We start from the raw sequence: 13,983 nt of genomic DNA on the forward strand, positions 1-13,983 counted from the left end.
TGACCGTACAGATGGCGTCAACCGTGTTTTTCGATCGTGCGGGCAGCTCTTTCTGTGGGGACAGATCGTCAGGACATCACTTGACGTCGAGGCATGAAAAGGCGACCTATAGTTGCGCTGAACAGCATGCTGGAGGTTTCCATCAGTTTCGCAACACCACCTGCCGATGAGACCCGTTTTCCAGCGGCGCCACAGTCGGAACAGAAAACGGTATTGCATGTCGGTTGCGGCAGAGCCTCTCCCCACAAGCTGCATTCGTTTTTCCGAGGCGGGCAATGGCGGGAAGTCCGCGTCGATATAGACAGGCAGGTCCTCCCCGACATCGTGGCGGACATCAGCGACCTGTCGGCTTTTCGCGACGGGTGCGTCGACGCCATATGGAGTTCCCATAGCCTGGAGCATATTCACGATCATCAGGTGCCGGTGGCGCTGCGTGAATTCAGGCGCATCCTGAAAGACGACGGCCTGATACTCGTGACCATGCCCGACCTCGAATCCGTCGCGCAACTGATCGTGGACGGAAAGGCGGAGGACGTGGCTTATCAATCGCCGGCCGGTCCCATCACGGCTCTCGACATGGTCTTCGGCCACCGGCGATCCATCGAAAACGGCAATCCGTTCATGGCCCACAAGACGGGTTTCACGCAACACAGGCTGAGGCGCCTGCTGACGGAGGCCGGCTTCGCACGCAGCATGATCCTGCGCGGGCGCAGTCTCGACTTGTGGGCCGTCGGCCTTATGCCTGGCGCGTCGCGTCTGCTGCTGACCGCGCCTTTCCGCTGAACGGACGCGCCATCCCTTCGACAACCGGATTCATGACTTGAAAATTCTGTTCGTGCATCAGAACTTCCCCGGCCAGTTCGCCGGACTCGTCGACCATCTCATCGCGAGCGGTGACCATGAGGTAGCGGCGATCGGAGCGCGGCAGTTTCAGGATCCCCGGATTCTGTATCGCAACTATGCCGCCCCCCCGGCAGGAAGTGCGCAGAATCCGCTGCAGGACGAGGCGGCGGTGCGAATCAGCCGGGCGGAGGCCGTCGCCGCGCAGGCGCGCATTCTGCGCCTGAACGGCTTTGCGCCCGATGTGATTCTGGCGCATACAGGCTGGAGCGAGTCGCTTTTTCTGCGGGACATTTTTCCTGAAGCGAAGCTCGTATGCTATTGCGAATACCACTACATGCGGCGCGGCGGAGACGTCGGATTCGATCCGGAGTTTCCGGTTGAATCCCTCGATACCCTGCACCGGTTGCGCATCCGCAACGCTTTCGAACTCTCAGCGATTGACGACGCGGACGCCTGCATCAGCCCCACACCATGGCAGCGCTCGACGTATCCTTCATCCGTACGCCCGAGGATCGAAGTGATTCACGAAGGAATCGATGCCGATACCCTTGCTGCCGTCGGCGGCGGGAACGGGCACGACTACGCATGGCCCGCCGGTATCGGCACAGATACGCCCGTCGTCACCTACGTGGCACGCTATCTGGAGCCGCAGCGCGGCTTCCACACCTTCATGCGCGCCCTGCCCTCGCTTCAGGCGGCGGTGCCGGACGTCCACACCGTCATCGTCGGCGCCGATCAGGGCGGCTACGGCCCGCCGCCGGCGGAGCGGGAGACCTGGAAGGAAACGATGCTGACGGAACTGGGCGAGCGGGTCGATCTCACGCGCGTCCACTTTGCCGGGCGTGTGTCCTACCGGGACTATGCAACCATTCTGAAACGCAGCGACGTTCACGCCTATCTCACCTACCCTTTCGTGCTCTCGTGGTCGGCGCTGGAGGCAATGGCGATGGGCAAGGCCATCGTCGCATCCGACACGCCGCCGGTAAGGGATTTCATGACGGACGGGGAGAACGCCCGCCTCGCGGATTTCTTCGATTCGCGGGCTCTGGCCGACACCGTGGCAACGCTGCTCAACACCCGCGACGAAAGAAACAGGCTGGGAGCGGCAGCAAGACAGTTCATCCTCAGCAACGATCTGACCCGGCAAGCCGCCTGTAAAAAAGTGCTTGACTTCATTCGCTCATTGTAGCCTATTGAAGTATAGGTTCTTACATTGATCAGTATTTTCTGCAGTATAGAGCGGAAAAGGCGTTTGCTATAAGAATCGGTGAGTTCATAGCCAGATGCGTCACGCGCGTAAAAGCTACGGATATGCGCACGTTCCTGAACGTTCCCGTTAGGCTATGATGCATTCTCTTCTGCCACCGAAACCCCTGTTGCTGGCTGACGCAAACCAGAGCGCGTTGACGGCAATGGCGCTGGATGCGTTCCGGGCCGGCCATTATCAATATGCCCTTGCGCTGATCGATCGGAGCTGCCGGACGTTTGCCCCGGCGGCGGAACACTTGCGCCTGAGAGCAGCGCTGCGGCATCGCCTCGGCGACGCCGCCGGCAGTTATGACGATCTGCAGGCGGCGGCACAGATGCAGCCGCCGGATTTCCAGGGACATTTTCTGCTGATGGGTGCTGCTGCGCGGCTCGGCAGGCGCGACGAAAGTCTCGCCTACGCCGAACGGCTGCTCACAGCGGCGGACGCGGCGGCATATACGCGCAGGTCGCTGCGCGTCCTTTCCTCCGTCTGCCCCGAAGGCCTCGGCTGGTGCGTCCTCGCGGGCGAAACGGTGACCGTGCATCTTTACTGGAACGGCGCTCCGTCGCTGCGCATCGAGACTTTCTGGGACGGGGAGCGTGAGACTCGCGATATCGGGAGGCGGGAGCGCGGCGCCCATGTGTTCGACCACCGCGCGGTCGTCGAACTTCCCTGGCGGCCCGGCGCCGCCAGGTTTTCCGCCGTAACTTCCGTGCCCCTGCTGGGCGGACGGATTTCCGCGCCCCGTTCCACGGCTGAAGGAGAAAGCACCGAGGTGGTCAACGGCCAGTTACTGGCCGCCCCCGTTGCGGGCGGGGTGCCACGCATAACGGTCGTCATTCCTGTCTACCGTGATCTGGAGGCAACCGTCGCCTGTCTCGAAAGCGTCGTCCGGCATTCCGCCGGGCGGGCTTCCATCGTCGTGGTGGATGATGCCAGCCCGGAACCGGAACTGTCTGCCTACGTTGTCCGCCTTGCCGAAACGGGCGCGATAACCTGTATCAGACGCCGGCAGAACGGCGGATTCATCGCTGCCGTCGAAAGCGCCCTGGATATAGTGGTGGACGGGGATATCATTCTGCTGAATTCCGACACTGTCGTTCCCGCAGGATGGCTCGATGTCCTGACCGCGGTTGCCCATACGGACGAGCGGATCGGAACGGTGACGCCACTGTCGAACAACGGCGAACTGACCAGCTTTCCGGAGCCTTTTGTCGTCAACCCGCTGCCATCCGACGCGGTTCTTGCGATGCTCAATGACGCGGCCCGATCGGTCAACGGCAATGACGCCATCGATATTCCCAACGGAATCGGGTTTTGCATGTATATTAAGCGCCGTTGCCTCGATAGCGTCGGCCGGTTCGGCGAACGATATCTCAGCCACGGTTATTTCGAGGATGTCGCGTTTTCCTTGCGCGCTGATCGACAGGGCTTTCGCAACGTGTGTGCGACCGGCCTCGTCGTGGCGCATCGTGGCTCCGCCTCCTATCGGCAAAGCAAGCGCTCGTTCGTTCTGCGCAACATCGGGGAAATCGCCCGCCGCTATCCGTCTCTGAGCGCCCGGACGGACTGGTTCGTCGCGCGCGATACACTGAAGCCCGCACGGGAACGCATTCTGAAAGCGCTGCCGGATGCGGCGTGGCAGGCGCAAACGGCGGTTTTCGTCTCCGCCGCCGCACACACACCGTTCGACCGGGCCGTCGATAACCTGTGCGGGGACGACGGCGCAGGCCGAATCCTTTTCCAGTCTCCGGCGGGGCATCCCCACGTAATTGTCGTCACGATGACGGGCGCTTTCGATTTCTCTGTCGCGGCCGATTGGCTTAATCCGGATGACAGGGCTTTTCTGACGAGAATAGCAGGACTGTGCGGAGCGAAGAAAAGCATCTGCCTTCTGTTTGCCGAACTGCCGCCCTGTTTGCTTGATCTTATCGGGCAACTTCAGGTGCCATGCGAAATCGCCGTGCTCGACGAAAAAGCCCTGCTCGACAATCCATCCGCCACTGCCCTCCTCCGTCATGCGGAGCGGATCCACGCAGGCTGTGAATCCGCCGCCGCCATTCTGCGTCAGTCCGCCCCCGACGCGCCGGTGGCAACCGCTCCGCTCATGACGATCAACCGTCAGCCGGCTGAAACCCCCTCCGTGACCCAAGACGCGCCGATCGCGATTCTGCCCCTCGAACCCGGCATTGCGGCGTGGCGAGACGTCGAGGCGCTGGGGCTCGAATTGCATCGGAGAGCGGACAGGCGGGAACTGATCGTGATGGGAACAATCATGAACGAGGCTCCTTTGATGAGAATCGGCAACATCATGTCCCTCGGCGAAGTATCCGCCGGCGAGGTAGCTGATCTCCTGAAGCTCTACCACTGCGGCGCCGCCTTCATCGCTGGCGGGAGCCACCGGTTCTACGACGAGCGGCTGCCGGCTCTTGCGAAGGTGCGCGTGCCCGTCGCGGCACGTTCTGCCGGCATTCTGGCGGAACTCGTCTCCGGCTCCACGGATCTTGCAATAGAACCCAAGGCGACACCGCGCGACGCGGCGGCGGCGGTCGTGTCGTGGTGCAGTGCCGTCGCGGCCCCGGACGAGCCCGCATTACGCAACGGAACAGACACATGACCGCGCCGGAAAGCACAAGGGCGGGCAATCACAAGCTGGCGGGCACGCTGCCGCACGATCAGGCGGCGGGCGCCGATCCCGCGGCCGGCCCAGCCGAACTCCACGGCGACTTCTTCCGCCTTTCCGAAACCATGTTCGGCGGCTGGGTCATCGATCTGTCTCAGCCGGAGCGGCGGATATGTGTCGAGATCTGGTACGAGGGCACCTCTATGCAGGTCGTCCGCGCGGATTGCTTTGTGCCCGAGCTGTGCGGCGAATTCGGCACGGACGGATGCCACGGTTTCCTGTGCGACATCGGGCAGGCGGCCATCGACGAGGCGGGCCTCGTGACGGCATATGTCGCCAACACCGATATCGCAATCGGCAACGTCGTCGCGCCCGACAACGGCGGCGATGCGCCGGAGCGGGTGGACATTCCCGGCTCCGTGCGATGGATTGGCGGTTTGCGCCTCATCGGCTGGGCGTGCGACCGCATGAATCTGGATCGGCGGCTGCGTGTTTTCGCCTATTGCGGCAACGAGCTTGTCGGCGAAGCCCGCGCCGACAGGATGTATGAGCCCGAACGCGGCGAGGCGATTCCCACGGGCCCGTTCGGTTTTGAGATGATGCTGCCCCTGGCAATGGCCAGCGGCAAAATGCACGAGATCCGGGTCATCGACGAGCGGGGAACCGAACTGTCCGGCAGCCCACTGGCGGTCGCGACCCTGTCGGACGATCTGTCGCGGCTGACCGGCTCGCTGACGCAGGCGGCCGACTTCGAGCCGCGTGCCGACTTCCTCCAGACGATATTTCCGGGCTCGCTGCCGTTCGACAGCTATGACGCATGGAAGCGGGCCTACCCGCTGCCGCCACTATCCCGGCATGTGTCGCGACGATTCGGCATTCTGGTGATCGGCGAGGCGGATGCCATTGCCGATACGGTAGCAAGTATCGAGGCTTCGACGACGGATGACTGGTTTATCGCGGCTATCGACGGCTCCAGGCCCTTCTCTGCAGCGGACTGGCAGTCCATCGAGGCCGAAATCGTCCGCGAGACGGCGCAGTCCGTCGTCATCCTGCACGCGGGAGACCGGCTGCATCCCGAGGCGCTCGAACGGTTGGCGGATGCCGAAAGCGGAGCCGCAACCGAAAACGGAAACGCCAGCGTCATCTACACGGACTGTGAGATGCTACGACGCGACGGCACGCTCCTACCCGTCTTCAAACCGGCCTTTGATCTCGAACGCGCGCGCACCCAGGGATATCTCCACGGCCTTGTAGCCTTCGACGCGGACCTGATACCCGCCCTGCCTGCGGCGGAGAACTTCTCCCTGCCGGTGATCGTGGCAGGAGCGGTGGCGGCCGCCATCCGGCAGGCACGACCGATTGTGCATCTCCCGCAGATTCTCGTGACCACGACAGAGCGCGAGCCTTCCGACGAGAGCGCGATCGCCGACGCGGCTGCCGCGGCGGCGCTGCTGACGGACGAAAGCATCACCCAAGGCGCCACTGCCGACGACGACCAGACGCGGATAGAATGGGGGTATGGCGCGGTTTATCCCGCCCTGCGGCTGCGGCCCGCCATAGCCCACGACACCCACGTGACGATCATCATTCCCACCCGGGACCGGGAAGAACTGCTGCGCGCCTGTCTTTCGACCCTGCGCGAGCGGACCGACTGGCCGCATTACGATATCATCGTCGTCGACAACGATTCCCGCGACGCCGACACCCTGGCCTATCTCGCGGAACTGGAGGAGGACGGCGTAACCATCCTCAGACAGCCGGGACCGTTCAACTTCTCCCGCCTGAATAACGCGGCGGCGCGCATTGCCCAGGGCTCGCACCTGTTGTTGCTGAACAACGACACGGAATGCGCCGAAAGCGGCTGGCTGACAGCCATGCTCGAAGCCGCCCATGCGCCCGATGCCGGCGCCATCGGCGCCCGCCTGCTATGGCCGAGCGGGATAGTCCAGCATGGTGGCGTGGTGCTGGGCCCCTACTTCGGCGCGGTCCACGCCTTCAACGATTGTCTGGCAGAAGACACTGCCTACGACGACCTGATGTGCACCACCCGCGAAGTGAGCGCCGTGACAGGCGCCTGCCTGCTCGTCCGGCGGGAGGATTACTGGTCCGTGGGCGGTCTCGACGAGCGGCTGTTCCCTGTGAACTTCAACGACGTGGACTTCTGCCTGAAGCTGCGCGCGGCCGGAAAACGCAACATATGGACACCGCACGCGACGCTGCTGCACAAGGAATCCGCCAGCCGCAAGCGCGACCTCACGACCGAACGCCGCGGGCGCGCCACCCGTGAACTGAGGGCCCTGCGCCTGAAATGGCGACACGCCCTGCTCGACGATCCCTGCTACTCACCCTCCCTCAACCGCGACGCCTACCCCTATTCCGCCCTCGCCTGGCCGCCACGGAAAAGGCTGGCGCGAAGCAAGGCAGGGCTGGCGGAGCGGGGGGCGTTTATCGGGTAATGCAAGGGAGACTGATAGAGGTCTCGCCCCTCCTCAGTACCGACAACAGATATCATGATGGTAAGATAACCCGAATACCAGACGGTCACCCCCCTCCGCCTGTCACTGGCAATTCCGCTGATGGAAAAAATTGTACAGCGACGTCAAGAAAGAACCGATCCGCGAGACGATCAACGAATAATTATGTCGTTTTCATTACACGAGACCTTGCGTTGAATATGAATAACAAACATAGTTTTCATTGCGGATAGAGGTATCATCTGTTAAACAAGGAAACCTTTCGAACCTGAAAAGTGAAATAATGCTTAATATAGCTGACGCGATCGTAAAGCCGATTGGGATCGGCAGACAGGCGGTTAGGCTCGCATGCCTTGTTTCTGGCCGTGTCGATGATGTAATAGTGGCTTATGTTCAGGGTATAAGGGCTGGCGAAAGCCGTATTAACGGTAACTTCAGGGCAGGTGACGTTATCGAGTTTCCCATCAGGTACCTGCCGTGGGTCGAACTGCCGACTGAAATACGTTTTGCGCGGCGAGATAACGACGCTGACATTTCAGCACCCTTCGAATTGCGGACGGTTGACGAAGCCATCATGCTGGTCGGCATGGGGCAGATCGTTGTCGACAGCATGACCATATCGCAGGGCATTGTCCGCGGCGTGGCGTTCAATAGAACCAATGGACTGCTCAAGCCGCAGCTTTTCGCGCGCATCAATGGCCTGGTTCCGCGCTCTGTGGATATGGAAGAGCCCCGTCTGATGGACGAAGGAGGCGCCAGCTTCCGCTTCGCCGTCCAGTTGTTACCCACCGACATCAGCGACAGCGGGTTGTCTATCGAGCTGTATGTGGCCGGAGGCCGTACTGTTCTGGCGTCGCTCACACTTAGCCGACCTGCGAATGACGAGTTAGAGAGGCGGCTTATTGCCCTCGACTCGCGCGTGCAGCAGATACAGGATGCTTCCAGCTTTCATATCAAATCGCTGCGTAACGAACTCAAAGAGCAGATTACGGACGTTCAGCGCAGGGTCGACACTTTCATCGAATATGCTTCGTCGTTCATCTTTGATCGGATTGCCGGTGAGCGTAGGGAGGAAATCGCCCCGATCGATCCAGCCCTACAAGCCCAGATGGAAAATCTGAGAAGCTTTATCAATGCGGTGCCGGCGATTTCCAGCGGATCGAAGAAAAGTGAAGGCGCTGCTCCGACCACCGCTACTTATGTCGACCTCAATTCCGACCTGTTTACATTGGGCTGGTATGCTGTCGAGGTGGTGGACGGAAACAGTTTCCGCTGGATGAGCCGCACAGGCATCATTTTCAACCCCGACCCTGGCAGGATCATCAACGAAGTCTTGATCGTCATCGACAAGGTCTACGGCGCGACCTCCCCCCTGCTGAACTGCTATTTCGACGCCTTGCCGGCAGTTCTGGATATCACCGAGGATCCGGCAACATCGCGATTCATGGCGCGCTTGCAGTGGAGTGACGACATACCCGCCATTCCCGTGCAAACGTTTCGAATCGAAAGCCAGGTAAGCGCCTCACCTGCACGGGCAGAAGGGTCGAACGACGAACGCATTCTCTCGATTGCCATCCGGGAGGTCGTATTCTTTTATGGTACGTGAGAACCACGTGCGCAAGAGCCCCGACGGCTTGGTCGACTCGGAGATACCCTCGCTGCCGCTCTGCTGACAGCAGGAGATCTACGGCGTCGACACATAAACTCTGGCACCATATTCTTGCGGCGACGAGCTTTACGGCGGCGAGGTAGTTTTCCGGGCGCTTGTCATATCGGGTTGCGATGCCTCGAAACTGTTTGATCCTGTTGAAGAACCGTTCCACGAGATTGCGTTGCCGATAGACCCAGCGTGAGAACACGAAGGAGCCCTTGCGGTTTGTCTTCGACGGGATATTGGCCCAGGCCTTTCGCTCTGCAGCCTTGGCCCGGATGGCATTGCTGTCATATCCCTTGTCGGCCAACAGGATATCTCCTTCACTGAGTTCGCCTGTTAACGCGTCGGCCTGCGTGCAGTCAGCGACCTGTCCGCCGGTCAGACGCAGGTTGACGGGGCGACCTTCGGCGTCGACGAGCGCGTGGATTTTGCTCGTAAGTCCGCCGCGGGAACGTCCCGTACCGCCATCATCTCCATCCCTTTTTCCCGTGGCCGCATGCTGATGAACGCGGACACAGGTCGAGTCGATCATGACGATATCACCATCGTAGGCTGCCGAGACTGCTGCAAGAAGCCGATCCCATACCCCGGCTCGGCGCCAGCGCACGAAACGGTTGTAGCAGGTGGTCGGCGGGCCATAACGCTCCGGGATTTCCGCGCAGGGTGAGCCCGTTCGAAACCGCCAGAGGATACCATTCAGCACCCGCCGGTCATCGGCCCGGGGAACGTCACGGGGCTTGTTGGGCAAAAGCGGCGAGATAATCGACCATTCGTGGCCGGTTAGTTCGTAGCGACGACGCGTCATCAAAGGCATCCTTAGTTGGAAGCCTTGAATCAGAGAACGCCAGAAACGACAAGCAATTTTATGAGTTTACGCCGTAGTATCAGGACTCGTTGATTTATAGGCAGAAGGTGACGGCGGCGGCGATGCATATGGCGGAAAAGAAGGTGTGGGCGCATCGATCATAACGTGTTGCGATGCGTCTCCAATCTTTGAGACGGCCGAACATGATCTCGATCTTATGGCGCTCTCGGTAGAGGACAGCATTATGCGGGATTGGGTTCTTTCGTTTGGCGCGTGACGGAATGCATGCTGCTATCCCGCGCTCGGCCAGATCCTTGCGCAACCAATCGACGTCGTAGCCCTTGTCTGCCAGCAGTTCCTTGGCCGGTGGCAGGTGGGGTATCATCAGGCGGGCACCCCCGTAGTCGCTCATCTGACCTTCGGAAAGCAGCATGACGAGGGGACGGCCCCGGCCGTCGCAGACGGCATGAAGTTTGGAGTCCAGGCCGCCCTTCGTTCGTCCGATACGTCGGGAAACATCCCTTTTTTAGCAGGCTCGCCGCCGTGCGGTGAGTCTTCAGATGCGTCGCATCGATCATGATGCGATCTGGCTTTGGCCCCCTCGGCCGCGAGCGACGCGAAGATGCGGTTGTTGAAGACGCCCCCATCCGGCTCCAGCGGATGAAGCGGTTATAGAGCGTCTTGGGCGGTCCATAACCCGCAGGCGCGTCCTTCCACTGCAAACCGTTGCGGATCACGTAGACGATGCCGCTCACCACGCGACGGTCATCCACCCGCGGCACGCCATGCGAACGGGGAAAATGCGGCGAGATCCGCGCCATCTGACGCTCGCTCAACAGAAACAGTTCGGCCATAAAAACCTGCTACCATCGCCAAAATGAGGCATTTATCAACGCAAATTAATAGGTCCTGAGCCTAGCGGATTGTGCTGTCTCATCGCGTGTCGATCACGATGGAGGCGATATTCGGCGTCGAGGCGCGTGAGGAAGCCTACTCCGGCGTGCAGGCCCTGAAACTGCTGCCGCCGCATGATTACTGCCAAAGACTCAAGCCGCAGCCCCGGCCGGGCAACACCTTCCCGCCGCCGCGACAAGAAACAAGAAACAAGAAACCCAGCAACCAGCATAAGCCTCGGGAAGCCACTTGATTTCCTCGGAGCGCCGGCAAGCTGTCAGCGCCAACCTTCGTCAGTCCAAAACAATCAGATGTTAAGGTAAGTATATGCTGGAGTCAGATAACGGTGTATATAATCACCGACCATTTCCGGCAAGACATTTTCACGTATAAAAAAGAATAAATATTCATCATTGCCGATAGGAAATATTAGATCTTTCTTTGTTATTATAGATACAGAATTATCAATTTTATCACCATTATAAAATCGTATATAAAAAGTTTCTCCAGCGGAGATAAATTCCTCAGGGGTCATTGCCATCAATTTTTTTCTAATATTCTCGTCTTGAATTCCTCTCTTTCCTAATATTTTTGAGAAAATATACTCTCCATTCACATATTTTGCGTTTCCGACTTCAAACGATATAGTGTACATATTTCCATTGTAACTAAAAATTTCATCTCCGTTCGAATGCTTAGCTCCTGCGACGAACGATGAGATAGATTTAGGGACGCGCTTATAAACAATAGAATACTTTCTTTCTTGTTTGTCTTGTTTTTTGCGAGTTGATTTAAAGTTTTCATTTATTTTTACTAGAAAAGGCTGTACAATAAAGCTTTTCATACCGATCGGCACCCACTTCACGCTTGGCAACATTGTAACGCCATCTGCCACTTGATGAAACGGAATATTTGACGCAACAAAATTCGAGAATCTTCTGCTCACTATCTGTGCTTTTGCCGTAGACCATTCATCAACACCGTAGCGGATATTCTCCTTAAAAATTTCTCTTTCATCCGATCTAGCGGAATAGAGATGAATTATATCAAACTCGTTACCTTTTATCGAATCAAGGACGCGCGAAATTTCCTGCGAAAAATTAGATACTAGCTCTATGTTGTCCTCCAGGACCAGGCTAAAGGCGTGCCCGCTCTCAGCAGCGCGTGAGTTGGCAAGGTAATGCCCCATCATGCAGCCAAGCGTCCCCATTTTGTACTGCAAAGCGGAGTAATCATATAATTTCTCAGAAACCCAATGGCTCGGAAAAAGTTTTATGTATCCATTGACTGCCAACTCGATCGGGTTGAGATCAATACCAGCGTCCTGAGAAATAAAATTGACTTTTAACACATCAGAAAAACGTGATAGATGGTTCGAAATCCAGCTCTCCCGGTCGGAGCCTCGGATGGTAATCACGTAAGTTTCTAACATCACGATGCCTTCTAAGTTCGAGTTTTTAGGATCCGTGCTTCTGTGTTAAACGATAAGCATACACGATAATTCTGGGGCCATCCCTCAGCGACCATGAAATGACTACTGATAACCTTCTCATATTCATCGTCTTGACGACACCTCCGCCTTTTTTATGGCGTTGAACAACGCTGGCCACGCTTCGTCGAGAAACGCGCTTGGAGCAATGCTATAGGACAGGCCATAAGCGCCAGACCAGCTATAGAGCATCAAGCCTGTTTGGGGTTCGACGGAAGGTTTAGCCGTGGTCCTGCATATCAGCGTTATGTTCTCTATCTGCCTGATTATCCTGCTGAAATTATCATAGACTTCAGGATGGCAGTAGGACACGCCGTTCAAGCCGGCCAAGATGCCGATGATCGATGGCGTGGCGGCAGGGGTTACCTGAAAATGGGCACGGCTGATGGCATGAACCTTTGCGAGCAAATCACGTCCGCCCAGGAATTCCACATCGATGAAGCTGCCCAACTTTTTCGTCCACGATGCAGCTATTTCCTTCTCTACTTCAAGGATGCTTGCATACTGCTTGTTGAGCCTATCGGCCTCAGCCTGAAAGATCGGCCCGGTCATGCCGCTCACATAGACGGTGAGATGGGAGGTTATCGTTTGTGTCTTTTCGAACAGGGCAAGCAAGCCCTCACCCTGCTCATCCCACCTGCGCTTTTCCAGGTCCAGGGAGCAAAATAATATGAGTCTTTCTTTAGGTGCGGTTCGGGGAGGAGGTGCCTCGTCGCGACCAAGTAAGACCTCTCTGAGTTCTTCAAAGAGGTAACGATTCAGATTGATGTCACTTGCTTCAGGGAGATAGATTCCCTCTATAATAGAAGTGGAAGACTTTATGAATTTCGACCTGTCCCTGTAATCCCCGGCATTCGTGAACGAACGTCGCCCGATCGCCTTGATGCTTTGAAACAGCTCAGGATCAAAATATGCTGACAATTTGGCCTGATGGACATGGACAGATTCCGCGATATCTATTGCAGCAGCGAATGCCGCGAATTTTGTAATGCTCATCGACTGATCGGTAGGGCGGCCATTATTGAAAAGGACGATCGTATGGGGTTCAAGTCCCCAATCGGCAGCGTATATATCTTGCTTTTGGTCCTTTTGTATCGCTTCTATAGATGTGCTCGTCTCACCATGCGAGCCAAACGACGTTACAGTATAATCCTGCCTGTCGCCGGTCAGAAACAAGATTCCGCCAAGCGCGATATCTACTACAAGCCATTTACCGTCATGTCTGTACGCATGGAGACATATGTGCCATACGTGCCTATCGCGCCGAATGGTATGTTTGATGTCCTTGAAAGACGTATTGACAATGAAATTGCTGATCGCCCGAGCAGCCTCGGACGAGCGGCCGCCGTTAGCCTCTATATGGTCCGGTATTGCCTTTTGCAAAAAATGCCAATACGCTTCTTTCTGGACGACTGGAACAAGTGAAAATGCACCCAAAGCCGCCGAAATGGCTGACTTTGTTGCTCTGGCGTTCGGCAAAAGCGAGCGAAGTGAGTTTGCTAACTCGGGATTCATTGGGTCCTCATATCAAACAGGGATTAGCCAGTACTTCGCTATGCAAGCCGCGTGGCTCGTACATTAGCGGAAACGTCAACAAGCACAACATCCTCCCTTGTCCACCCGACACTTGATGTGGCTGTCACTGTAGATTTAGTGCTGATCAAAAGCAACGGAAGAGCTGGTTCCGTTTGTTTGGACTGCGCCGCGACGCGGGATTGCCTGTCTCCGCGCCTGCGACAAATTGCTTCGATCCCCACGCGCGTCATCGGTGCCCCCCCAAAGGGGAAATCAAGGTGCAGTAATCCATTGATTTTGAGCGAATTCTCATCGATTAGATGATTCCATCTGATCGGAACGCGCTCTAGGTGCTGTCTGCATTCATTGATTCCCTTTTTGTGTTGGTTCTGATTCAAGGTCTCCAAAGGAGATGACCTTGAGCAGACGGACCCTGA

At 57.6% G+C, this 13,983-nt stretch carries 9 protein-coding genes and 1 pseudogene; 6 read left to right on the top strand and 4 right to left on the bottom strand.

All coding sequences use genetic code 11. The annotated features are described in order from the left end of the window. The first annotated feature begins 126 nt into the window (after positions 1-126). From FHS82_RS12785 to FHS82_RS12805, 5 genes are all read left to right on the top strand, one after another. A complete protein-coding gene (locus FHS82_RS12785) occupies positions 127-783 on the top strand; it encodes a class I SAM-dependent methyltransferase (protein ID WP_166953379.1) in 657 nt (218 codons plus the stop codon). A gap of 37 nt (positions 784-820) precedes the next feature. Beyond that, positions 821-2,032, top strand: coding sequence for a glycosyltransferase (locus tag FHS82_RS12790; protein ID WP_166953381.1), 1,212 nt, complete (start codon positions 821-823; stop codon positions 2,030-2,032). 187 nt (positions 2,033-2,219) lie between these two features. Continuing rightward, the gene (locus FHS82_RS12795; protein WP_166953382.1) at positions 2,220-4,709 is read left to right on the top strand and encodes a glycosyltransferase; all 2,490 of its coding nucleotides are present in this window, start codon (positions 2,220-2,222) and stop codon (positions 4,707-4,709) included. Further along, positions 4,706-7,171 (top strand): glycosyltransferase family 2 protein, encoded by a 2,466-nt coding sequence (locus FHS82_RS12800; protein WP_166953385.1) that lies wholly within the window; start codon positions 4,706-4,708, stop codon positions 7,169-7,171. Before FHS82_RS12795 ends, FHS82_RS12800 begins: the two co-directional genes overlap by 4 nt. 400 nt (positions 7,172-7,571) lie before the next feature. After that, positions 7,572-8,795, top strand: a complete 1,224-nt coding sequence (locus FHS82_RS12805; RefSeq protein WP_166953386.1) for a hypothetical protein — start codon at positions 7,572-7,574, stop codon at positions 8,793-8,795. 100 nt (positions 8,796-8,895) lie between these two features. Here the strand turns inward: FHS82_RS12805 and FHS82_RS12810 are convergent. Next, positions 8,896-9,648: pseudogene (locus FHS82_RS12810) on the bottom strand (IS5 family transposase); the annotation flags it as partial. A 94-nt stretch (positions 9,649-9,742) separates the two neighbouring features. Next, positions 9,743-10,502, bottom strand: a protein-coding gene (locus FHS82_RS12815; protein WP_166953388.1) for an IS5 family transposase whose coding sequence is annotated in 2 segments (ribosomal slippage) — positions 9,743-10,163 and positions 10,162-10,502 — 762 coding nt in all. Because the reading frame shifts where the segments join, the coding sequence is not laid out codon by codon here. 86 nt (positions 10,503-10,588) lie between these two features. Here FHS82_RS12815 and FHS82_RS12820 point away from each other — a divergent pair. Beyond that, complete coding sequence (locus tag FHS82_RS12820) at positions 10,589-10,795, top strand: hypothetical protein (protein WP_166953390.1); 207 nt, start codon at positions 10,589-10,591, stop codon at positions 10,793-10,795. 54 nt (positions 10,796-10,849) lie between these two features. Here FHS82_RS12820 and FHS82_RS12825 read toward each other — a convergent pair whose 3' ends face one another. Continuing rightward, a complete protein-coding gene (locus FHS82_RS12825) occupies positions 10,850-11,974 on the bottom strand; it encodes a glycosyltransferase family 25 protein (protein ID WP_166953392.1) in 1,125 nt (374 codons plus the stop codon). Between the two features lie 123 nt (positions 11,975-12,097). Continuing rightward, entirely contained in the window at positions 12,098-13,546 is a 1,449-nt protein-coding gene (locus tag FHS82_RS12830) for a hypothetical protein (protein ID WP_166953394.1), read from the bottom strand. Positions 13,547-13,983: the final 437 nt, after the last annotated feature.

The sequence above is a fragment of the Pseudochelatococcus lubricantis genome (genome assembly GCF_011762225.1).
Lineage (GTDB): Bacteria > Pseudomonadota > Alphaproteobacteria > Rhizobiales > Beijerinckiaceae > Pseudochelatococcus > Pseudochelatococcus lubricantis.